The organism is Porphyromonas sp. COT-239 OH1446, assembly GCF_000768875.1.
Taxonomy (GTDB): Bacteria; Bacteroidota; Bacteroidia; order Bacteroidales; family Porphyromonadaceae; genus Porphyromonas.
The window spans coordinates 1-22,809 of sequence record NZ_JRAO01000030.1; the positions used below are offsets into that span (position 1 = coordinate 1).

Annotated in this window: 20 protein-coding genes and 4 tRNA genes; 18 read left to right on the forward strand and 6 right to left on the reverse strand. The window is 54.4% G+C overall.

Translation table 11 applies throughout. From position 1 onward, the window contains the following. Positions 1-159 precede the first annotated feature (159 nt). The 4 genes from HQ37_RS06355 to HQ37_RS08115 all read left to right on the forward strand — a co-directional run bounded on the left by HQ37_RS06355 (position 160) and on the right by HQ37_RS08115 (position 2,507). Positions 160-234 (forward strand) — tRNA-Val (locus HQ37_RS06355). Positions 235-273: 39 nt separating this feature from the next. Further along, a tRNA-Val gene (locus tag HQ37_RS06360) sits at positions 274-348 on the forward strand. A 135-nt stretch (positions 349-483) separates the two neighbouring features. Then, positions 484-1,368 (forward strand): DUF3078 domain-containing protein, encoded by an 885-nt coding sequence (locus HQ37_RS06365; RefSeq protein WP_036881593.1) that lies wholly within the window; start codon positions 484-486, stop codon positions 1,366-1,368. Positions 1,369-1,577: 209 nt separating this feature from the next. Continuing rightward, complete coding sequence (locus HQ37_RS08115; protein ID WP_052080827.1) at positions 1,578-2,507, forward strand: glycosyltransferase; 930 nt, start codon at positions 1,578-1,580, stop codon at positions 2,505-2,507. 16 nt (positions 2,508-2,523) lie between these two features. On the opposite strand, the gene HQ37_RS06375 is transcribed toward HQ37_RS08115, so the two are convergent. The 4 genes from HQ37_RS06375 to HQ37_RS06395 all read right to left on the reverse strand — a co-directional run bounded on the left by HQ37_RS06375 (position 2,524) and on the right by HQ37_RS06395 (position 8,049). Further along, a complete protein-coding gene (locus HQ37_RS06375; protein ID WP_036881739.1) occupies positions 2,524-3,786 on the reverse strand; it encodes a DUF1302 family protein in 1,263 nt (420 codons plus the stop codon). Then, complete coding sequence (locus HQ37_RS06380) at positions 3,786-4,568, reverse strand: outer membrane lipoprotein-sorting protein (RefSeq protein ID WP_036881595.1); 783 nt, start codon at positions 4,566-4,568, stop codon at positions 3,786-3,788. The genes HQ37_RS06375 and HQ37_RS06380 overlap by 1 nt, the downstream gene beginning before the upstream one ends. 68 nt (positions 4,569-4,636) lie before the next feature. Next, entirely contained in the window at positions 4,637-6,991 is a 2,355-nt protein-coding gene (locus tag HQ37_RS06385; RefSeq protein ID WP_036881597.1) for an RND family transporter, read from the reverse strand. A gap of 398 nt (positions 6,992-7,389) precedes the next feature. Beyond that, entirely contained in the window at positions 7,390-8,049 is a 660-nt protein-coding gene (locus HQ37_RS06395; RefSeq protein ID WP_036881599.1) for a TetR/AcrR family transcriptional regulator, read from the reverse strand. A gap of 302 nt (positions 8,050-8,351) precedes the next feature. Between HQ37_RS06395 and gap the strand changes: the two genes are divergently transcribed. The 9 genes from gap (at position 8,352) to HQ37_RS06440 (ending at position 15,027) form a co-directional block, all read left to right on the forward strand. Further along, positions 8,352-9,356 (forward strand): type I glyceraldehyde-3-phosphate dehydrogenase, encoded by a 1,005-nt coding sequence (gap, locus tag HQ37_RS06400; RefSeq protein ID WP_036881601.1) that lies wholly within the window; start codon positions 8,352-8,354, stop codon positions 9,354-9,356. An 80-nt stretch (positions 9,357-9,436) separates the two neighbouring features. Next, a complete protein-coding gene (locus HQ37_RS06405; protein WP_036881602.1) occupies positions 9,437-9,814 on the forward strand; it encodes a VOC family protein in 378 nt (125 codons plus the stop codon). Between the two features lie 124 nt (positions 9,815-9,938). Further along, the gene (locus HQ37_RS06410; RefSeq protein WP_052080828.1) at positions 9,939-11,312 is read left to right on the forward strand and encodes an N-acetylmuramoyl-L-alanine amidase; all 1,374 of its coding nucleotides are present in this window, start codon (positions 9,939-9,941) and stop codon (positions 11,310-11,312) included. Positions 11,313-11,382: 70 nt separating this feature from the next. Further along, positions 11,383-12,270 carry an MlaD family protein gene (locus tag HQ37_RS06415; RefSeq protein WP_036881603.1) on the forward strand — a complete coding sequence of 296 codons (888 nt, stop codon included), beginning with the start codon at positions 11,383-11,385 and terminating at the stop codon, positions 12,268-12,270. Between the two features lie 5 nt (positions 12,271-12,275). Continuing rightward, positions 12,276-13,292 (forward strand): NAD(P)-dependent oxidoreductase, encoded by a 1,017-nt coding sequence (locus HQ37_RS06420; protein WP_235264646.1) that lies wholly within the window; start codon positions 12,276-12,278, stop codon positions 13,290-13,292. Between the two features lie 301 nt (positions 13,293-13,593). Beyond that, positions 13,594-14,280 carry a tetratricopeptide repeat protein gene (locus tag HQ37_RS06425; RefSeq protein ID WP_036881606.1) on the forward strand — a complete coding sequence of 229 codons (687 nt, stop codon included), beginning with the start codon at positions 13,594-13,596 and terminating at the stop codon, positions 14,278-14,280. A 32-nt stretch (positions 14,281-14,312) separates the two neighbouring features. Then, complete coding sequence (ribH, locus tag HQ37_RS06430; RefSeq protein ID WP_036881607.1) at positions 14,313-14,819, forward strand: 6,7-dimethyl-8-ribityllumazine synthase; 507 nt, start codon at positions 14,313-14,315, stop codon at positions 14,817-14,819. A gap of 31 nt (positions 14,820-14,850) precedes the next feature. Further along, positions 14,851-14,933: transfer RNA gene (locus HQ37_RS06435), tRNA-Tyr, on the forward strand. A gap of 21 nt (positions 14,934-14,954) precedes the next feature. Beyond that, a tRNA-Gly gene (locus tag HQ37_RS06440) sits at positions 14,955-15,027 on the forward strand. 189 nt (positions 15,028-15,216) lie between these two features. On the opposite strand, the gene mutY is transcribed toward HQ37_RS06440, so the two are convergent. Both mutY and pfkA read right to left on the reverse strand, forming a co-directional pair. Continuing rightward, a complete protein-coding gene (gene mutY, locus HQ37_RS06445; RefSeq protein ID WP_036881608.1) occupies positions 15,217-16,299 on the reverse strand; it encodes an A/G-specific adenine glycosylase in 1,083 nt (360 codons plus the stop codon). Next, entirely contained in the window at positions 16,274-17,254 is a 981-nt protein-coding gene (gene pfkA / locus HQ37_RS06450; RefSeq protein WP_036881609.1) for a 6-phosphofructokinase, read from the reverse strand. The genes mutY and pfkA overlap by 26 nt, the downstream gene beginning before the upstream one ends. A 659-nt stretch (positions 17,255-17,913) precedes the next feature. Here pfkA and kdsA point away from each other — a divergent pair. The 5 genes from kdsA to HQ37_RS06480 are packed head-to-tail and all read left to right on the forward strand — an operon-like array spanning position 17,914 to position 22,787. Continuing rightward, entirely contained in the window at positions 17,914-18,717 is an 804-nt protein-coding gene (gene kdsA, locus HQ37_RS06460; protein ID WP_036881612.1) for a 3-deoxy-8-phosphooctulonate synthase, read from the forward strand. A gap of 11 nt (positions 18,718-18,728) precedes the next feature. Further along, the gene (locus HQ37_RS06465; protein WP_036881613.1) at positions 18,729-19,346 is read left to right on the forward strand and encodes a DUF3256 family protein; all 618 of its coding nucleotides are present in this window, start codon (positions 18,729-18,731) and stop codon (positions 19,344-19,346) included. A gap of 34 nt (positions 19,347-19,380) precedes the next feature. Beyond that, on the forward strand, positions 19,381-20,301 hold the full coding sequence (locus HQ37_RS06470; protein WP_036881615.1) for a hypothetical protein: 921 nt from the start codon (positions 19,381-19,383) through the stop codon (positions 20,299-20,301). A 21-nt stretch (positions 20,302-20,322) separates the two neighbouring features. Beyond that, a complete protein-coding gene (locus tag HQ37_RS06475) occupies positions 20,323-21,096 on the forward strand; it encodes a patatin-like phospholipase family protein (RefSeq protein ID WP_036881617.1) in 774 nt (257 codons plus the stop codon). Further along, positions 21,093-22,787: an alpha-amylase family glycosyl hydrolase gene (locus HQ37_RS06480; RefSeq protein ID WP_036881619.1), complete on the forward strand. Its 1,695-nt coding sequence runs from the start codon at positions 21,093-21,095 to the stop codon at positions 22,785-22,787. Before HQ37_RS06475 ends, HQ37_RS06480 begins: the two co-directional genes overlap by 4 nt. Positions 22,788-22,809: the final 22 nt, after the last annotated feature.

Sequence of the window (22,809 nt, forward strand, 5' to 3'; positions counted from 1 at the left end):
CGACCCACAACGCGAGGGTCTATTACCATCGAAAAATAATCGCGTACATCCATACACCAAAGATAGCCCTATTTTGATGCGGTTGCTCTTGGCTCTTGCAGGTTCGGAAAAATGTTGTACCTTTGCATCGTCAAACCTCAAGAGTGAGACTCCCTACGAGGGCCTATAGCTCAGCTGGTTTAGAGCATCTGTCTTACAAACAGAGGGTCATAGGTTCGAATCCTATTGGGCCCACTACTTCTCACAGAGCTTCACCGAGAGATTTGACGTTTGGGGCCTATAGCTCAGCTGGTTTAGAGCATCTGTCTTACAAACAGAGGGTCATAGGTTCGAATCCTATTGGGCCCACCCGAGCATCAAGAGCCGCTCTCTCATTTTTCGAGGGAGCGGCTCTCCTATTTATGGATGGGATTATGGTGTAAACATTTGTGATCCTCCTGTGTTATCCTCTTAATTACAAATCAATAAGAATTCGATTCAAGTATGAAAAAGATCTTCTCTATCCTCCTGGTAGGTTTCATGGCTCTAGACAGTCTCTCGGGACAGGAGGCCTCTACCTCACCCTGGACTCTGAAGCAGGTATCGGGCTTCAATGTCGCCTATACGAGCCTCACGAACTGGGCGGCTGGAGGCGAAGACACCTTCTCGTGGAATGTTTACCTCAATGCCGCAGCCAATTACAAACGAGACAAATGGAGCTGGGACAATGCTCTAGCCGCAGACTTCGGCATGAACTATACCGAGGGTAACAAATGGCAGAAGAGTGTGGATAAGCTCAACATCAGTACCAAGGCTGGTTATGCCTTTGCCCAGCACTGGTATGCCTCACTCCTGGGGGACTTCCTAACGCAGTTCGCCGAGGGGCATAAGAATGCTGCAGACAAGCTCGCCGGTGCTAAGTATGTCTCCCGATTCATGTCCCCAGGCTATATCACCATCGCCTTGGGTGCGGATTACAAACCGAACAAGAACTTCTCCCTGCTCGTCTCCCCCGTAGCGGGCAAGCTCACTCTTGTAACGGACGATTATCTCTCCGAGCAGGGGGCCTATGGGGTAACTAAGGGTAAGAAGGGCTTCGCCGAGCTTGGTGCCTCGGCTGTGGCCAACATTAACCAAACACTTTGGACTAATCTGAGTATTATCAGCAAGCTCACCCTCTTCTCGGCTTATAACAATAACTTCGGCAATATCGACATCAACTGGGACGTTATGCTCGCTTACAAGATCAATAAGTTCCTCACCACAACGCTCACGACGAACCTCATCTATGACGATGATGTCAAGAGCTATGACAAGGCTGGGGTGCAGCATGGGCCGAAGGTTCAGTTCCGCCACATCTTTGGCCTCGGGGTCTCCTATAGCCTCTAGAGGGCTTCTTGGCCGCTGTTTGGATGAATGGATGGTGTCTCTGAGCTGTATGGAGATCTGCTCAGAGGGCAGCTCTTCGGTGTGAATGCTTAGGGAGGGGAGTTGTGCGCTTTGCAGTACTCTGAGGTGCTGACTATTTTAGTATCTTTGTTGCTGTACATCAGGTGTCTACATCTCAGCAGATCATCTCGCAAACATATTAGCTTCGCATGACTAGGCATTACATCCTCACTCGGTTCAACCTCGGTTTGTACAAGCGCAACAAGTATCTGCGTTCGGTTCGGAATGAGGCCTGGCTTGAGCATCGCTTCGAGCTCTTTGAGAAGTACTGTCTGCCTAGCGTTGTCGCCCAGGATAGCCAGTCTTTTGTGTGGCTTGTGCTGTTTGACCAGGATACTCCAGAGGCCTACAAGGGTCGAGTGAGGGGTTATATGAGGGCCTACCCATTCTTTCGTCCCCTATCTGTAAGGGGGGAGTATGCGGCTCACTTCGTACAGATCTACCAGCAGGCGATCCAAAAGGATCTCCAGAGGCTCAAGGCGGCGGGTATCCCTGTCGATCGAGTCATCACCACTTGCCTGGACAATGATGATGCCCTCTCTTCGGACTTCGTTAGCCGTGTGGAACATCTCTATCGACCGCTGCCAGACGCAAGCTTTATTACCTTCTTGAGAGGGCTTCAGTACTTCACGGAGCTCAACATTGCGACTAGGATCAAGTACCCGCAAAATCATTTCTTATCCTTCGTCGAGACCCCGACCGAAGACCTGTGGGTTCGTACCGTCCATGCCTATGGAGATCACTCCCACCTCTACCAATACCAGGGGGTGCACATCCACGAGGTCGATACCCCCGAAGAGCCTGCATGGGTAGAGGTCGTGCATACGACCAACATTGCCAATGATGTATTGATGCACCGAGGGACGGAGCTGGAGGCCGATCGGGCCGTGTTACAGAAGCACTTCTGTATCGACCAGCAGCTCAGTGATAGGGGCTACACGATCTACTGCACCAGCTTCCGAATGCGCCAGGCAAGAGAAGTGTTTCGCAAAGCCTTTTTCAAGGCCTTGTGTTGCCTCCCTGCCTCGGTCTTTAGCAACCAATTTGCCCCTAAACGGGAGGCTTTGCCAAGGGAGTGAGTGCCTCTATATCCTGCTAGAAGCTGTATTTAGCCTTTACCCATATCTCCGAATTGTGCTTGTATACACCAAACACCCCCTCATCACCCCCAAACCAGTCGTAACCGGCCGAGAGCTGGATATAGTCGTTCAGCGCATAGGAGGCTGCAAAGCGACTGAACCAGCCCTTATGGTTTAGGTCGAAATAGGTGAAGTTGGAGAATTGCAAGGTGCTCTCTAGTAGCTTCTTCGAGACGTTGAGCGTAAGGAGCGAACTGTGTCGAGGCTGCATGATAGAGCTCTCGTGTCTCAAAATGCTTTCGGAGGAGAACTGTGCCGACAGCATCCATTCATAGGGCGCATACCAGTCCACCCCGACGAGGTAATTCACAGTATTGAACCCCTTTGGGGCCATGGGGTCTCTCTGAGGTTTATAGCCAAAGTGCTTGCCGATATTGAAAGAAGCTTCGCCTCGCAACACGAACTGCCCCAGCGGCTTGGATACATCCCCGCCGACAAAGACCATACGGTAATAATGTGGCGAGAGCGTGATCTGTGTGGCTGAGGGTTGGTAGGTGATCACAGGCATTTTGCTCCACGTATGCAGTGCAGCCAAAGAGCAATCCACCCCTGGCAGGGTAAAGCTGAGTCTCCCCCCATACTCTATGTTCGAAAAGCGGAGCTTAGGGCGGCTTCCCTGCTCCCTCCATACTAGGGGTCGGAGGACATCCCGGGGCAATATGCTCCACGGATTGATAGCATCGGTGGGCAGCCTATAGCTCTCGAAGGTGGGCACGGCAAGTAGCTCGAGCCTCATCTTATCATTGAAGATGAAGAAGCGCAAGGCATTGACAGGCATGCGAATATCATCATAGTCCTGTGCCAAGAACTCCGTCAAGTCCATAGGAGAAACCAAGTCCGTAATGCGCACACCATCTGCCACCCCCCAAATGACCAGTTGCCGCCCGAAGCGAAAGCCCCAGTGCTCCTCCCGATGGTCAAGGTATGCCTCTCGCAGCTCAAAGCCTGTACGCTCCTCCAACAGAGCGTTGTGGGTGGCATTGAACGACACAAAGAGCGACGAGCCCCCAAAGTTTTTGCCTATCTCCCCCCTTATTCGAGTACGTGAGGCCATCAGGTCATTCGACCCTTCCGAGCGCAAGGCATGATAGGTATCTACAAAGCCCTTGAGTTGCCACGATGATCCACCCTCCTCTTGCCCCCATAGAGTCTTTATAGGCATCAGCAGGCAAACCAGCAGAAAGAGCCTTGCAGCACTACTATTACTCATCTTTGTCATCATAACCTCCCCTTCTCCAATGTCGTAACATTGAATTTTGCCTCCTCTAGAGAGATGTTATACCTCGGATTTTTGATCTCAATAATCGTCTGATGCCCCGTCTGCACATTGGTCATGTGTAGCTTTTGGGCAGTCCAAAATCCCTCGACCTTGGTGATGTCCGAGAGCTTGAGGCGGCGGTGCAGCTTCCCCATCTTGTCGTAGTACTCCACCTCGATCGGGATCAGACAATCTTGGCGTATGAGGGCTATCTTCTTAGAGTAAATCTCCCGCTTATCCTGGGGGGTGGACTCCAGTCTCCAGCATTTATATCCGTCGATATTCTCTTCACCCAGCAACTTGTGCGTGTCCTCGTCCACATTGCGGCTTCCCATGTCGTCATAGGTAAAGTCGCTTCCCATGAAGTAGTCCTGCTTGGCAGATGACCCACTGATACGGCGGATCTTCTTCATCGCAGGTAGGTAGAGCCACTTGTCATCGTTCCTCTTCGGGTCGTCGTAGTCCCACGTTAGGAAGCCCGTACCCTTCACATCCCCAGGGTGTTGGAAGAACATCATGCTCTTGCGATCCTTCTTCCCCTCCCCTACATCGACAGAGTAGGAACTGAGCTTACGCTCACGCACTGCCCCTCTTTTGTTGATCAGCTTCATCACAAGCTCCGACTGGCGAGTATCACCATCGGGACGATCCTTCACCTTTTGGGCAATCTCCCTGCCCGTTTGTGCCATTGCATTGGTAGTGAGTATAATAACCATTACCACTGCTAAGAATCCTTTTTTCATTGTCTTGTTGTTTATTTAGATCTTCACTACTCTCTATCACTAATGCCCTGCTAGAGCAAGGGCCTAAGCTATTCTGTCTTCGCTTCTCTGCCGAATAGCTGGAACTTTTGGAACAGTATAGGTGTAACACAAAGGTCTGCAAGTAGAGCCGAAGCAATACCAGCCACAGAGAGTATCCCCATGTGCATAAAAGAAAGGCCCTCAGAGGTCATATAGACGGCGAAATTGGCACATATTACCACACTCGTCAAGACTATTGGTGCTCCAATGGTTCGAAACGAACGGAGAATACCCTCTCGGTAATTACCCTGACGGTCAAACTCCAAGTGCCCATGGTTGATGAAGTGAATGGTATCATCTACTGCCAGCCCGAGGATCATCGGCATAATAGTGGCAGTCATCATATCCAACGGATACCCCATCCATCCCATCAATCCTCCAACCACTAGAGCCGGGGTTATATTCGGTATCAGGCCAATTAGCCCGATACGTACACTACCGAAGACAAACACCATCAAAATGCCGATTATAAGGAGAGAGATAACGAATGAAACCATCTGTCCACGAGCGACATACTGCATCATTACGGTAAATTGGGGGATGCTACCTACGGTAGTAACAGTAGCTTGAGGAAAGAGCCTATTGGCCTGAGCAACAATATCATTTAGCTCCCACTCTGTCTCCCCCGAGTCGTACGACCTCATCTCGACCATCAGGCGGAGGCGTCGATAATCGTAGTCGATCCAATATTCCGCTTCGCTGCCCCCTGCATTTTCGTAGAGAAGCAGCAGCTGTGCCACCTCGTCAGGATGCTGAGGGATCGTATAATAGGCAGCATCACCGTCATGCAGGGTTTGGTTCAAGTCTTTGAGGATGTTCAATACCGTGGTCGTGCGTTTGGTCAATTTATATCCATCAGCATGTCGAGCCAAGGAGTCTAATCGGACGAGTATTTCGGGGGACTTTGCCAAGCCATCTTCGGGCAAATCGATCATTACGTCATAGGTGTAGATAGACCCTAGCTCGCTTTCGCCGACACTTAGTAGCTCGTTTACATAGGGGATTCTCCTCCCTAGGGTGCGCTCTATGTCGAAGGCTGTCTCTATCTTGGTGAATTGGTAGATAAGTACGGCAGTAATCAGCCCAGTAGCCCACAAAATCAAGGAGGCGTGCTTGAGGACGCACTTCCCCAAAGCCTCTAGCTTCTGATCCAACCACCGCCCCCCTGCTTCCTGCACTTTGGGGTGAGGTACACCATCTTTGCCAAAGCTTAGAAGTATGGGCATCAACGTGATAGCGATGAAGAATGAGAGCATCACGCACGAAGAGGTTGCAACCCCGATAAACCTCATGGGACGCATCGGTATAGCAAGGAAAGAAAGCAAGGCCGCAAAGGTGGTGAGTGCACTGAAGAGTATCGGCCATCCCATTTGCCCAACAGTCTCTTCTACAGCTTGTTTCCTCCGCCCATGTATGAGAAACTGACGTTTGAAATAAGAATATATGTGTATGTTGTAGGCAACCGAAACGGCAAAGGCCAATAACATGGGGATCAGCATCATACCGCTATCTATTGTCATTCCTATATAGCCCAGCATACCATATACTATGATAATAGAGCTCGTGGCAGTGATAAGGGGTACGATAACCCCTATCAAAGAGCGTGTTACCAGCATCAGGATGAGGATGGATACGAGGGCAGCAATACCCATTACACGGGGCATCTCTTTGTTGATCCACTTCATCTTCATAGCGGTAACATAGGGTAGACCAGTGCCTTTGGGGTGGAGCTTTTGATACTTATCTTTGGTGATAATACGCTCCAGTTCGCTGCCAGTGAGCATTTCGGGAGAAATGGAGTTCTCCCCCTTATTCCACACCGAATCCTCGGGAAAGGTACGCAACTTGAGGATAATCCACGAGAGTGTCCCGTCTTTGGAGACAAGCCGTTCGGCAATATGAGGCTTTAGGTAGGCTTTGCGTCGTATCTCCTCCAGCTTGGCCAGATCTGAGGGGATTGTTTCGGGGACAATCTGCTCGATAGCAACCCCTTCTTCCCCTCCCATCATAAATTCGATATCGGTGAGTGACGTTATTTTATCAGCATAGGAGAGGCTATCCATGATCTCGTTCGTAAGCTCACGGATGAGCTCTAGGTTCTCCTTGGTAAATGTATTGTCGCATCGGGTCAGTACCGCAGAGAAGTTGTCATTTCCGAATATCTCCTTGAACTCTTCGGTTTTGACAAGCATCGGATCATTCTCGAGGAAGTAGTCTTCCCACGAAGTACTCACTCTGAAGTATTTCAACCCCATAAAACCGATGGCAAAGACAAGAGCAAAGCCAGCCAACACCAGCCAGCGTTGCCTCACTATCCATCTGCCCCGAAGGGCAAACCAATCGTTAATTCTCTCGATTTTCATATATCTTCTTATTTATTAAGTCCTTTCACTTAGCATAATACATCGGCAGCGCAAAAGAGAACAAATGACCATTTTGTTCAAAAGCAGAGCGAGCCACCCTCCGAGGGTGGCTCGCTCTGCGGAATATGTTGTTGCAATAGGGTATCCCATACACCCGAGGGCTAGAGCAAGCCCAACAACTCAGTCCGTGGATATTTGACTCTAGTAGTCTCATTTCTAGCAGCAATGTCTTCTTTGTCTAAAATCTTTTTGCAGTGAGAGCTATCTCTACTCTGCGTAACCCAAGACTCTTCACAGAAGAAGAGCCCACCAACTCCCTGCACGAGAGTTATTTCTTCATTGCTAATAACATTGGTAACACTCATATACTATACTGATTCTTTTGATTGTACCTAAGACTAGGAGAGAGTTTCACTTCCGATCATTCGCTTCTCCCCTTTACATTCTGCATTCATGAGCTTCTCCCATCCGCCTGTACTAAAGAGGATATACTCCCTGATAAAACATTCGATCTCCTCAGAGGATAGCTCTTCATGCAGTGCGATTTCGCGCAGCATATTGATCCACCAAGAGCAGGTGAAATGCATGAAAAAGGGAGAGATGCAGGTATGTAGATCGGGATGTAGCTTCCTCATCTTCTGCATATATTCCATCCCGATCGCAGTGCTTTTCTCGATCCACTGCTCCCAATAGTCTTCGAGTCGGGAGTCTTGTGCATGGAGGAATAGTAACTTAAACTCTCTACGATAATGGGTTACAATGCTCATCATCTCTCGCATGGATGCACGAAGATAATCTTCGGAGGTAAAGACTTCGAGTGAGAAGCCTTCCGGGCGATTATGATTTTCTAGCATGCTGTTCATTGCCTCCAAAAGGGGATGTAAGACGACAGCTAGTAGATCATCCTTACAAGGATAATAATTATATATATTGCTCAGACCGACACCCGACAATTTGGAAATCTCACGCATGGAAACAGCCTTGAAACCTTTCTGAAGGAAGGCCTCTCGAGCTGTTTTTAGCAATAACATACGTATATGTTCCTTTGTCGTTTGCACAAATTAAACAGAATTTCGCTCTTTGTTGCAAAGGTCGTCATATATCCTTGGATGAACAATACCTAGAAATAGTGATTTTTAAAAGTGTGTTCTTACTTCAATTCACCCCATTGCCACACTCATAGATGGGGTGTACAGAACAAGTTAAAAGTCGCCGAGAGTTGGTGCATTGGGGGATATTAATTAAATTTGTGCGGTAATTAGGAGTTCGAGAGAGCTCGACAGTGTGCTCAAGCCCTCTAGCTCCATCAGCCGAATAAACAGAGCAACGAATACTCAATTTATAATTAACTTACAAGAAAATGATTAAAGTAGGGATCAACGGTTTCGGTCGTATCGGCCGCTTCGTTTTCCGCGCAGCTCAGACTCGCGATGACATCCAGATCGTAGGTATCAATGACCTGCTCGATGTAGAATACATGGCTTACATGCTCAAGTATGATACGATGCATGGCCGTTTCGATGGCACTGTAGAGGTCAAGGATGGCAACCTTGTGGTAAACGGCAACGTAATCCGCGTTACTGCTGAGCGCAACCCAGCTGACCTCAAGTGGGATGCTATCGGTGCTGAGTATGTAGTAGAGTCTACTGGTCTCTTCCTGACCAAGGAGAAGGCTCAGGGCCACATCGATGCTGGTGCGAAGTATGTAGTGATGTCTGCTCCTAGCAAGGACGACACCCCTATGTTCGTATGCGGTGTAAACCAAAACAAGTATGTTAAGGGCACTCAGTTCGTGTCAAATGCCTCTTGCACCACTAACTGTCTCGCTCCTATCGCTAAGGTTCTGAACGACAAGTTCGGCATCGTAGATGGTCTGATGACTACTGTGCACGCTACGACTGCTACTCAGAAGACTGTAGACGGCCCATCTGCTAAGGACTGGAGAGGTGGTCGTGCTGCAGCTGGCAACATCATCCCTTCATCCACTGGTGCTGCTAAGGCCGTAGGCAAGGTAATCCCTGAGCTGAATGGTAAGCTTACTGGTATGGCTTTCCGTGTGCCAACTCTCGATGTATCTGTAGTAGACCTGACAGTGAACCTCGCTAAGGAAACAACTTATGAGGAGATCTGCAAGGCTATGAAGGAAGCTAGCGAAGGCGAACTCAAGGGTATCCTTGGCTATACTGAAGACGAAGTGGTATCTAGCGACTTCCTTGGCGATGCTCGCACCTCTATCTTCGACGCTAAGGCTGGTATCCAGCTCACTAAGAACTTCGTGAAGGTTGTTTCTTGGTACGACAACGAGATCGGCTACTCTAACAAGGTGCTTGACCTCGTAGCGCACATGGCTAAGGTGAACGGATAAACCACCATCATCCAACACTCCAACAGACGGGGCATCCACTTGATTGGCGGGTGTCCCGTCTTTAGTATTCAGTAGAACCGATGAAGATCAGATCACGCTTCGATCACTTCAACTTCAATGTCCTAGACCTCGAGCGTAGCCTTAAGTTCTACGAGGAGGCTCTGGGGCTTGTTGAGGCTCGGCGCAAGGAGGCCTCCGATGGCTCATTCATCCTCGTCTATCTGTCCGACAGTGCCGGGCACTTCCAGCTCGAGTTGACCTGGCTAAGAGATCGGCACGAGCCCTATAATCTCGGCGACCTCGAGTATCATCTCTGCGTCCGTGTGCCAGGGGATTATGATGCAGTGCGAGCCTACCATCGAGAGATGGGCTGCATCTGCTACGAAAATCACAGCATGGGTCTATACTTCATCGCTGACCCCGATGGTTATTGGATCGAGGTCTTGCCTGAGAAGTAAGGGGAGAACAATTGCACATCAACCCGTGCAAATGTGCCGATTATTTAAGTATTTTTGTGTGCCTCTATAGGTTGATCGAGGCAAGACTGAGTGAAGATATTGCATTCATATTAGGTTGTTACAGATGCTATTCCGAAATCTATTCTTCCTGTGCCTCGCAGTGGCACTGAGTGTCCTGGGGCTTAGAGCAGAGAGCTCGAGACCATTTGTTGTCGTGCTGGATGCAGGGCACGGTGGGCATGACCCTGGTGCTGTGGGTAATGGGGGCCGAGAGAAGAAGATCACTCTCTCGGTCGTTCGCAAGCTCGGGAGCATGATACAGAGGGCTCATCCAGAGGTTATGGTGCTCTATACCCGCACTACAGATACCTTCGTCGGGTTGCAGGCTAGAGCGGACTTCGCCAATCGTAACAAGGCCAACCTCTTCATCAGTGTGCACGTCAATAGTGCCAAGTCTGAGGTCTCTGGCACAGAAACCTATGTCTTAGGGCTGGCCAAGCAGGGCAGTAACTTCAGTGCAGCCATCCGAGAGAATAAAGCCATGCTACTCGAGAAGGACTACAAGAGGATCTATCGAGGCTTTGACCCAACGTCTACGGAGAGCTACATTATGTTTGACCTGATGCAGGATGCCTACCTCTCTCGCAGCATCGACCTGGCTAACCTTATCGAGCGAGAATATAAGCGTCTCGGGCGCAAGAGCCGTGGGGTACGCCAAGACATCTTTTGGGTGCTTAGCCAGTCTGCTATGCCCAGCGTATTGACCGAGATTGGCTTCATCTCGGACAAGCGAGAGGCCCGCTTCCTCATCAGCGAAGCGGGGCAGGAGCAGATCGCCCGTGCACTCTCGAAGGCCTTTACCTCCTTTTATTCGGGTTCTACGGAGGCCTCTGGACTGGCCATCGCCTCCGAGCCTACCTCGAGTAAACCTAGACAGGAGGTTGAGGAAACACAGAGCAAGATCAGTCGCTCAAAAGCCGATCGTACGACCTCGGACAGACAAGAGGCCGAGGCCCAGCGTATCGTCCGCAATGCCAAACAAGCCAAGGCACAGAGTGCGCAGCCAGGGGGCAAGAGCCTCAGAGAGATGAGGGCTGAGGACAATGCCCTCAGGGCTGCCGAGGTCAAGGCTGCTCTAGCGCAAAGGCAAGAGCCCAAGCAGGACTTGAAGCACAAGCCTAAGGCCAGTGCAGGAGCACAGACCCAAGCCACCACCGTACAGAGAGAGGCTAGAGCGACAGTGCAGTCGCAGCCAAGCTCGGTCTATCGCATTCAAATCTTTGCCCTCTCGAGGAGGCTTACAGCGGAGTCGCCCGAGTTGAGCTCTCTTGATATGCCCATCACCATCACCCAGGAGGGTGGGCTATACTACTACACTGTCGGTCAAATGTCCACGCTTGGCGAGGCTCGCAAGCTACAGCAGCGCATTCGCAAGCATTACAAGGACGCCTTCATCGTGCGCTATGAGGGTGAGCGACGGGTAGAGAAGATCTTCTAGTCGAGCCTCCAGCTTAGAGGCCGACAGAGGAGTATATTGTATCATTCACGTCTAGTTAAGCAAAGTACTTATGAAGATAAGTAGAGAGATCCGTATCGGGATGCTGACCCTTATAGCCTTAGGATTGGGCTATATTGGGCTCAACTTCCTCAAGGGGATTAGCCTCTTCTCCTCCAAGAGCGTTTATTACGCAGAGTTCTCCGAGCTCAACAACGTCTCTGTCTCCACCCCTGTCATCATCCGAGGGTATAAGGTTGGCTCCGTCCGAGAGGTCAACTTCGGCTATAGCCAGGGCCGAGGTCATGGGGCACAGCTCACCCTCAATATCGACCCTAAGGTACAGCTCCCAGAGGGCAGTACGATCCACATCAAGTCGAATATGCTCAGCGGCCCAGAGGTCGTTATCCAAACTCCAGACAGCAGCTCCGGACGCTTCATTAGCGTAGGTAGTCAGCTCACTGTCCAAGAGAATAAGGGCGATCTGATGACCCTAGCGGCCGAGAAGATCGTCCCTGCTACCAATGAGCTCCTGCCCGTCATCACCTCGATGCTCAACCGAGTGAATGACCTGGTGCGCAGCCGAGCCATAGACTCGACCTTCATCTCCCTAAGACGTACCTCCGAGCAGTTACACGAGCTGAGCATGCACCTCAATCGCTCGGCTGAGGGGATGCCCGAGGCGATGGACAATATCAAACGCTTCTCTCACAGCATGGCTGTCGTGGGCAATGAGCTTCAGAGGATCAAGCTCGACTCGATTATGATCAACCTCGAGCGCACGACCAATAGCCTACGCAAAGCGACCAATCAGCTCAATAGTGGCAATAGCAGCCTCGGGATGCTCCTCTACGATCCGAGCCTCTACAATCGTCTCGATAGCCTGGCCGCAAGTGCCGAGGCCCTGATGAGGGATATCAAGGAGAATCCCAAGAGGTACGTACACGTGTCTGTATTCTAGAAGCTATGCCGATGACACAGGACAAGAAGCGTCTCTTGATCACTGGAGCTACGGGCTTCATCGGAGGGCATATTCTGCGCCAGGCCCTAGAGGACGATAGCCTCGAGGTGTGGGTTGCTGTGCGCCCCTCGACTAATATCTCACGCCTCGAAGGCCTCCCGATACGGGTCGTCGAGATGAACTATGCCGACGAGGAGGGTCTCGTGGCCATCGTCCGCCAATATAGCCGAGAGCATGAGCCCGCCTGGCACTATGTGATCCACAATGCTGGACTGACCAAGACGGCTAGACCCTCGGAGTTTAGAGAGGCGAATGCTGAGAATACCCGCCGCCTCTTCGCTGCTCTAGCCTCGGCTGAGCACCTGCCCGAGCATGTGGTGCTGATGAGCAGCATGAGCACCTACCACACCCCCAGCAGCATGGAGGAGATCATCGTCGAGACAACCCCCCAGAAGCCTCGCTCACTCTACGGGCAGAGCAAGCTACTGGCCGAGCAATATGCCAAGGCCTCGCCCCTGCCCTGCACCATCCTCCAGCCCACGGGAGTCTATGGGCCTGGTGATGAAGACTACCTCATCGCCATTCGCTCGATCAAGCGAGGCCTAAACGCAATGGCAGGACTTGTGAGCCAACGTCTAACCTTCGTCCACGGGGCCGATGTGGCCAGAGCAGCCCTCTTCGTTCTCCGTAAGCCCGAGGCTATTGGGCGCAGCTTCATCGTCTCGGATGGGACGGAGTGCACAGACATCCAATTCGGCCATTTGGTGCAGGGATTACTAGGCCGCCGTCATGTGCTGCATCTGCGTATGCCTCTGCCCCTAGTGCGCCTAGTCTGTATCCTCGGGAGTATCGTGGGGCGGATCACAGGCAGGGCGACCCCGCTCAATCGGGACAAATACCATATCTTGGCACAGCGCAACTGGCGTTGCTCTTCGTTGGCTTTGCAGCTGCTGGGCTTCTCACCCAAGTATGACCTAAGCCGAGGAATGCAGGAGACCATCGAGCACGGGATCAAGGGCTAGCCCTCCCTCGCTCTAGCTATGTTTGTTACTTCTGCTCGAGGGCGGGGCGGAGGGGGTGTTTTCGGCTGCAAGATACAACCTCGAGCTACCCCTTGTCAAGGGTTTTGCCCTAGAATTTGTCCACGACGAAGACAAACCGCTCTCTGACAGGCCTCTGAGGGCGAGGCCCTAGACCGGGGCTTGGGAGGCTATGCTCTCGAGGAGGGCGATGGCAGACTTTCGCATAAAAGTCTTACCTTTGTGCCACTTATCGCATAAGATACAAATCGAACTATAAACTAAAGCAATAAATACATTCGCTATGTCATCACATGATCCAAAGATCGAACAGGAAACCGTAGTAGACGAAGTAATGGTACAGAGTGAACGCTGGGCCGAGCGCAATTACAAAACCATCATCATGGCCGTAATCGCAGCGACCGTGCTGGTGCTCGGAGGGTACGCCTACTACAAGCTCGTACACGAACCTCAGGCAGAGCGTGCCTCGGCCGAGATGTACGTAGCCGAGGAGCACTTCATCGCAGGGCAGGACAGCCTGGCCCTAGTAGGCGAGGGGATCGGCAGCAAGGGCTTCGAAGCGATCAAGAGCGAATACTCGGGCACAGATGCGGCCAACCTGGCTCAGGTCTACAGTGGCATTGCCCTCTACGATGCAGGCAAGTACCAGGAGGCCCTCGAGGCCCTCAAGGAGTTCTCCTCGAGCGAACGCTATGTAGCCCCCTCGGTGCAGCGTCTCATGGGCGACTGCTATGCACAGCTCGGCAAGCTAGAGGATGCCGCCTCGATGTATGAGCGTGCGGCCAAGGCTGCAGACAACGACGCCATCTCGCCCAGCTGCCTCATCAAGGCTGGTCATGTGTATGAGAAGCTCGGTAAGGCCGACAAGGCCCTCGAAGCCTATCAGATGGTTAAGACGAAGTACTACACTGCCCCCGAGGCGCAGACGATCGAGGCCGATATCCTGCGTGCAGAGGCAGCCAAGAAGTAATGCTCTAGGAGAGCTCGACAATAGATTAGATCATGTCTACAGAAGCATACGTTCGCTCTCGCCAAGGAGAAGCCCCCAAGCTTGACGGTAAGGGGCTCTCGATCGGCATCGCCGTGGCAGAGTGGAATAGCAACATTACCGAGGCCCTGCTCGAGGGGGCTATAGCGACCCTTAGGCGTGCCTCGGTCGATCAGATCGAGGTCATGCACGTGCCTGGCACTTTTGAGCTGACAAATGCCTCGGCTCGACTGCGCCTCAAGGGTTACGATGCAGTCATCGCCATCGGCTGCGTAGTACGAGGCGATACCCCCCACTTCGACTATATCTGCCAGGGGGTAAGCGTAGGCATCAGCATGCTCAACGCCACCCCTCTACCCAGCTCGAGGGAGGAGATCTCTCCTGTGATCTTCTGCGTCCTGACGACGAACAATATGGCTCAGGCAGAGGAGCGAGCAGGGGGTGCGCTGGGCAATAAGGGCGAGGAGGCAGCCGAGGCGGCAATAAAAATGTGCCGCCCCTCTTGCACAGTTCAGAAATAGTCCTTACCTTTGCACCGCAAACCTACAGCAAGGGCAGTTACCAGAGTGGCCAAATGGGGCTGACTGTAACTCAGCTGGCTTACGCCTTCGGTGGTTCGAATCCATCACTGCCCACGCAGATAGCTTTCGAAGGTTGCGGAAGTAGCTCAGTTGATAGAGCATTAGCCTTCCAAGCTAAGGGTCGCGGGTTTGAGCCCCGTCTTCCGCTCATAAGAGATGGTGTGGTAAACGAATGTTTGCCACACCATCCCTCTTTTTGCCCCTATAGGTAGGTGTCTCCGAAGGGCTCTGCCTTGGTGGGAGGAGCTCGGGGCGAGCCTAAGAGAAAATCCCTGCCCTCGGCGAGCGAAGCCGCTCCGAGGGCAGGGATTGGTGTTTGTTGGGATAGCCGCCTGGGCTAGAGGCCTAGCTGCTGGAGCATCTTGTCCAGGAGGATGGGCATGGCATAGTCCTCCCGCCGCTGCTGGTCGATAGAGAGGTAGTCCGAGCCCTCGTAGGCATCGGCCTCGATGAGGTAGAGGCGGGCGTGCAGGAGGCGGTGGGTGAGGCGATGCTTGAGGCTCGCCCTAGGAGAGGGGACGAAGCGGGGGGAGCGCAGCTGAGCGATCAGTGCCTGCCAGGCCTCGAGGCCGACGAGCTCACTGGGCTCGACAGCCTGCTCCGTCTCGATGAGGGGGAGCTCATACAGTCCCTGCCAAATATCGCCCCGACCTCGGCGACGCAGGAGGATCTGCCGCTGCTCGCCCTGCCCGACGAGGACGAGGAGGTAGTTGAGGTGTCGCTCGCTGATGCGTAGCTTGCCCACCTTGACGGGTAGGGAGGCCGCATTGCCCTGCCTACGGGCTACGCAGTAGGGTTCTAGGGGACACTCCGAGCAGCGAGGCGAGCGGGGGAGGCAGACCAGGGCCCCGAGCTCGATCATCGCCTGATTGTGCCGCCCAGGGTGCTGCCTATCGAGCAATTGATCGGCTAGGAGGCGGAAGGCCCGCACCCCCTCGGGCCGATCGATCGGTGCATCCAGCCCGTAGAGGCGGCTGAGCACCCGATAGACGTTGCCATCGACAGCAGCGTGGGGCAGATCGTAGGCGAAGGAGAGCACAGCAGCCTGTGTGTAAGCACCCACCCCTGGCAGCCGCTTGAGCTGCTTGGGATCGCTGGGCACCTGGCCGTCGAACTCCTCGACGATCATGCGGGCGGCACGCAGCAGGTTGCGCCCACGAGAGTAATAGCCGAGCCCCTGCCAGAGGCGCAGCACCTCATCCTCGCTGGCCTCGGCGAGCGATTGCACACTAGGCCAGGTCTCCACGAAGCGCAGGTAGTAGGCCATTCCCTGATCGACCCGTGTCTGCTGTAGGATGACCTCCGAGAGGAGGATGTGATAGGGGTCGCTGGTCTCTCGCCAGGGCAGTACCCGAGCCGAGGCCTCATACCACGAGGCAAGCTCTCTCTGTAGCTTAGATAGAGAGGATGCGCAGGTCATCGACGAGGCGGCTGTCTATGGGCTTGTTCTTCTTGATGGCCTTGCTGAAGGGGACGTAGACGATCTCGTCGTCCTGGATGCCGATCATTACATTGCGCTGCCCCTCGAGCAGGGCATCGATGGCCGCCACACCCATGCGACTGGCTAGGATGCGATCCTGTGCGCTGGGCGTCCCGCCCCGCTGGATATGACCGAGGATGACCACTCGACTGTCGAACTGTGGATACTCGTTGCGCACACGCTCGGCAACCCCTATGGCTCCGCCGAGGGCTTCGCTCTCGGAGACGAGTACGATGCTGCTATTCTTCGTCTTGCGGAAGCCGTTCTCGATCGTATCGGCCAGCTGGTCTTTCTCGAGGGCGAACTCGGGGATGATGGCTGCCTCTGCTCCCGAGGCAATCGCCCCATTGAGGGCCAGGAAGCCCGCCTCACGTCCCATGACCTCGATGAAGAAGAGACGCTCGTGCGAGGAGGCTGTGTCTCGCACCTTGTCCACGGCCGAGACGATGGTATTGAGGGCGGTGTCGTAGCCGATGGTCAGATCCGTCCCCGTGAGGTCGTTGTCGATCGTCCCCGGCAGGCCCACGATGGGGAAGTCATATTCGGAGGCGAAGAGGCGAGCTCCGCTGAGCGACCCATCGCCCCCAATCACCACGAGGGCATCGATCCCATGCTCGACGAGGCGGTCATAGGCCAGGCGGCGGCCCTCAGTCGTCTTAAACTCGTCGCAGCGGGCAGTCTTGAGGATCGTCCCGCCTCGCTGGATGATGTTGCTCACGTGCTGGGTCTCGAACTCCTCTATCTCGCCCGTGATAAGCCCCTTGTAGCCTCGGTATATGGCCTTGACCCGCATCCCGTGATAGATGGCCGAGCGGGTAACGGCTCGTATAGCAGCGTTCATCCCTGGAGAGTCTCCTCCAGAGGTCAGTACGCCGATACATTTGATGTTGGACATAGTCTTCGTAATGATGGATTATTCCTTGTTATATGAGGACAAAGATACATCAGAGAGGGCAATCCCGCCCCAGGATCGCTCTGCATTCGCCCCCTCTGAGAGGCTGGATCTCGGGGCGAAGCCCTCTAAGCCTCTCGGCTCGGGCCTCGAGTGAGCCTCGGATGAGGGGGGAGGCTAGAGGAGCGATGGAGGTATAGATAGGCTCGCAGATGAGACCCAAGTAGGATTGCAAGTGAGACTCAAATAGGAACTCGAGCGAAGTCCTACTTATACCTCCATCGAGCTCCTATCTGAGCCTCGAGTGAGGTGTCAGATAGGCTCTGAGAGGAGGTGACCATAGGCCCTCTGCCGCACTCTAGGTAGGGGCTCACATCTTCAAAGGCAACCACTCCGCAGCTGCCCACGAGGGGCATACAGCCGCCCTCTAATAGGTCGCCCGAGCTTCACCGGCTGGATATAAGGTGGTCAATTGGGCTAGAGATATTAACTTTGCATACATGATTTGAGATGCCTGCACGGGAGGCAACCTCCCTCGCACGGGTCGTAGCCCTCGAGGCTAGAGGGCCACTAGGCCCAGCCATGCCCCGAGATCTATCTCGGCGAGGTTGATACTTCCAGTGCTTAGGGCTCATCACCATTTAAGTTATCAAGACAAAGTCATGATCCAGTATTCAGATCTCAAGGGGGGGCACTCTTTCTTCCTCATGGCTGGCCCTTGCGCCATCGAGGACGAAGCGACGGCCCTCAGCATCGCTGAGCATATCACCAAGATCACCCAACGCCTCGGAATCCCCTACATCTTCAAGGGCTCGTACCGCAAGGCCAATCGCTCCCGTGTGGACTCCTTCACCGGTATCGGAGACGAGCGGGCTCTCAAGATCCTCGGGCGTGTGCGCTCGGAGTTTGACATCCCCGTCGTTACGGACATCCACGAGACGCAGGAGGCTGAGATGGCTGCTGCCTATGTGGACGTCTTGCAGATACCCGCCTTCCTCTGTCGTCAGACAGACCTCATCGCTGCTGCTGCACGCACTGGGCGTATGGTCAATATCAAGAAGGGGCAGTTCCTCAGTGCCTCGGGTATGGCCCATGCTGCTCAGAAGGTCGTCGAGTGTCAAAACGATCAAGTTATCCTCACCGAGCGAGGCAATAGCTTCGGTTACTCTGATCTCGTGGTGGACTTCACCAATATCCCCGAGATGCGCTCAACTGGCTTCCCTACTGTGATGGATGTAACGCATTCGCTGCAGCGTCCGAACCAATCCTCGGGTATCACGGGTGGCAAGCCTGCCCTCATCGAGACTATCTCCAAGGCTGCCATCGCCGTCGGAGCAGATGGCCTCTTCATCGAGACCCATCCCGAGCCCTCTATCGCCAAGAGCGATGGGGCTAATATGCTGCGCCTGGAGCTCCTCGAGGGGATGCTCGAGCGATTGGTGCGCCTGCGTGAGGCCATCCTCTAAGCCTATAGACGATGAAGACGACTAGACTGCTTCGCCTGCTCAGCCTCATGGTCCTCCTCCTCGGGGGGGCTTCGTACACGCTCCATGCTCAGCAAACACATCGCCTCTCGGACTACATTGCCCAGTGCCCTCTGATCGATGTAGAGGCCCGTGGGCAGATCGTCGAGGCGATGCGTAGCCTCGAGGCTAAGGGCTCTAGCTCGGAGGTATTCACCCTCCAGGCCAATGAGGTCTCGAACCTCTCGATCACCCTCATGCCTATGCCCAACGGCACACCTGTGATCTGCGTCATCGAGACCCTTAGCCGTCCTCGCCGAGATAGCTATCTGCGCTGCTTCTCGCCCCAGTGGCAGGAGCTAGATGCTCGGGCATTCATTCACCCCGAGCCTCGCCGAGAGGAGCTACTCGCAGCTCTGAGCCTTGCGCCCGAGAGCATCCGAGAGCGTCTGCGACAGATGCTCACCCCCCTCTACTGGGGTCTCGAGTGGGGCGACGGAGCGACCCTGCGCTTCACGCCGCAGCCCATCCCTCTGCCCGCAGGTAGCACCGAGGACGAACTCAACGAATGGCTCTCCAAGCTGCCGATACTCGAGTATCGCTGGCGGGGCGTGCGCTTCGAGCGTCAATAATCCCCCTCTTGGAGTACATTGATCCACTAAATCTATGAAGCTAAAATATACGATCCCCGCTGCTCTGGCCTTCGTGGCGATAGTCGTGGCGGTGTTTTTCCTCTTGCTAGATAGAGAGCGAGACAAGCTCGAGGCCGAGCGGGCCGAGTATGCCCGTGTGCAGCAGGAGGTCATGCAGGAGATCATGCAAGAGGAGCTCAACAAGATCTCCAAAGAGTACGAAGAGCAATATCAGAAGATCAGCTCCAAGGGCAGGGACGGACGCAGCCTTGCCTTCTCGGCCGACTCGCTGCTCAGCCAGCTGAACCGAGAGCGAGAGCGAGTCGATAGCCTCAAGAGAGAGCTCAAGCAGAGCAAGGAAGCCAGCATCCAGCGCATTGCCCAGCTACAGAGAGAGATCGGCATGCTGCGAGATGTGCTCAAGAGCTACGTCGTACAGATCGACTCACTCCATGCTACGAACGAACGCCTCAGGGCCGAAAACAAGGAGGTGCGCCAGAGCTACGAGCGAGTCTCCGACGAGGCTCGGCAGCTCTCTGACGAGAAGGAGCGGCTGACTCAGCGAGTCAATCTCGCCGCCAAGCTCGATGCCACGGCCATCACCGTAACCCCTATCGACAAGCGAGGCCGAGCCACGAAGCGCATCAGCAAGATGGTGCACCTGAAGATCAACTTCGTCGTGGTCAAGAATATCACTGCCCCCGTGGGCTACAAGCAGTTCTATGCCCGCATCATGCGTCCCGACGATGAGGTCATGCTCAAGAGTGAGGCGGGGAACTTTGAGTTCGAGGGCCAGCAGATCCCTTACTCTATCCGCCGAGAGCTGGAGTATGGGGGCGAGGAGCTACCCGTGGAGATGTTTTGGCCCATCGAGGAGACCCTCCTGGCGGGTAAGTATCGCCTTATCCTCTTCGCCGACGGCAATATCATCGGTGAGTCTACCTTCTCCCTCTAACTCCCAAAGTCGAGCAAACTCATGCAGCCCCTTCCCTACGACCTAGGCCTTGCTCTCAGCGGAGGCAGCATCAAAGGTTTCGCACACCTAGGTGTCCTCAAGTGCCTCGAGGAGCGAGACCTTCGGCCCGACATCATCGCTGGCACGAGCGCAGGGGCTCTCATGGGGGCCCTCTATGCCGACGGCTATTCGCCCCAAGAGATCTTTGAGCTGCTGCGTGAGCAGGGCTTCATGGGGATGACGACCCTGAGGCCCTCGGGTGGTGGAGTCTTCGACACGAGTAAGTTCGTCCGTTATCTCAAGGAGCTACTCCATCACGAGCGTCTCGAGGAGCTGCCCCTGCCCGTACGCATCGTAGCCACAGACCTGGATGCAGGCGACCAGCACGTCTTCTCCGAGGGCCCACTGGCCGAGGTTATCACTGCTTCGTGCTGCATCCCCGTGCTCTTCAACCCCATTGTCCTCGACGGGGTGCGCTACGTCGATGGAGGGCTATTCCGCAACCTCCCCGTCTCGGTCATCCGCTCCGAGTGCCGAGAGGTTATCGGGGTGAACCTCGGCCCAGAGGAGGACAGCGAATACAAAAAGACCGTCTTCGGCGTGGCCAATAGAGCCTGGGAGCTCGTCTTCAGACAGAATACTCGCCCCGACAAAGAGGCTTGCGACCTGCTCCTTGAGACCCAGGAGGTGCTCCAGTATGGGATGTTCGAGGTCGATGCCGCCACAGAGATCCTCGAGATCGGCTACCGCCTGGCCTGTCAGAGCCTCGACGAATACAAAGCAAAGAAACAATGAAGCATCAAGAGAAAATCATCATATACTCCCTGCTGCCCCGCCTCTGGGGCAACGACACCCAGCAGCTGATCCCCTCGGGCTCTATGCAGCACAACGGCGTGGGCAAGATGGCCGACCTGAGTAGCGAAGACCTCGACTACATCCGCTCGCTCGGCTGCAACTACGTCTGGTACATTGGCCTCCTCGAGCATGCGACGAAGACGAGCTTCGCCCACGAGGGCATCCCCACAGATCATCCCGCCATTGTCAAGGGGGAGGCAGGCTCGCCCTATGCCATCCGAGACTACTACGACATTGCCCCTAGCTTGGCCGAGGTCGTCTCGGAGCGTATGCAAGAGTTTGAGGCCCTCGTCGAGCGAAGCCACAGGGCAGGCCTCAGGGTGATGATCGACTTTGTCCCCAATCACGTAGCCCGTACTTATAGCTCCGACCAAGCCCCCCGAGGGGTGCAGGATCTTGGCCAGGGGGACGACCCTGGTCTGGCTTTTAGCCCCACCAACTGCTTCTACTATCTTCCTGGGCAGAGGCTCGAGCTCCCCCAGGAGGCGCAGCAGAGCTCTATCCCCTACGAGGAGATGCCTGCTCGAGCCACAGGTAACGACTGCTTCTCCGCCCACCCCAGCATCAACGATTGGTTCGAGACCGTCAAGCTCAACTACGGCATAGATTACCAGGGCTCGGGCCAGCTCTCGTGCGAGAGCATCCCCACGACTTGGCATCGCATGCTTGAGATCCTCCGTTTTTGGGCCGCTAAGGGTGTAGATGGCTTCCGCTGCGATATGGCTGAGATGGTGCCCGAGGCCTTCTGGGCCTGGGCTTTAAGTGCCCTCAAGGCCGATTATCCCGACCTCATCTTCCTGGCAGAGATCTATCAGAACCATCGCTATGCCGCCTATCTCGAGGCCGGATTCGACTTCCTCTACGACAAGGTGGGTCTGTATGATGGCCTACGCAGCATCGCCATGGGGCAGGCCTCGGCCTCGACCTTCACGGCTGCTCGAGATGCTGTCGGGGCTATGCAGCCTCGGATGTGCTACTTCCTCGAAAATCATGACGAGCAACGCTTCGCCTCGGACTTCTTCTGTCCCGAGGGCAAGGCCTGGCTACCCAGTCTAGCGGCTACCACCCTCTCAGGGCCTAATCCGTACCTGCACTACTTCGGCGGAGAGCTAGGCGAGCGAGGGATGGATGCCGAGGGCTTCAGCGGTCGAGACGGCCGTACGACCATCTTCGACTACTGGGCTCTGGACAAGGTGCAGCGGCTTCGGCATGGCGGCTTCGGCCCTGCGCTACTGACAGATCAGGAGCTAGAGCAGCTGACTGAGACGCAGCTCCTTCTAGGCAGCATCGCTCAGCATCCTCTAGTCCTCGAGGGGGGCTATCATGGGCTGAATTACTGCAACGAGGCCTCACCCGAGTACGACAGCCATCGGGTACTGAGCTTTGCCCGCTATAGGGATGGCGAGCTCCTCCTCGTTGTCTCTAGTTTCGCTTCAGAGGCTCGGGAGCTCTCCCTCCACCTACCCAAGTCCGTCCTCGAACACATGGGCATCGATGTAGGCAAGCCCATGCTCCGCCAAGATCTACTCTTTGGAGGTAGTGCCATCATGGCCCTCACACCTCTAGCCCCATTGAGACTAAGCCTAGGGGCCTATGATACCCTCATTTGGCACTTCATCCCCCTCTCCTGAGAGCTTCCCTAGAGACCAACGA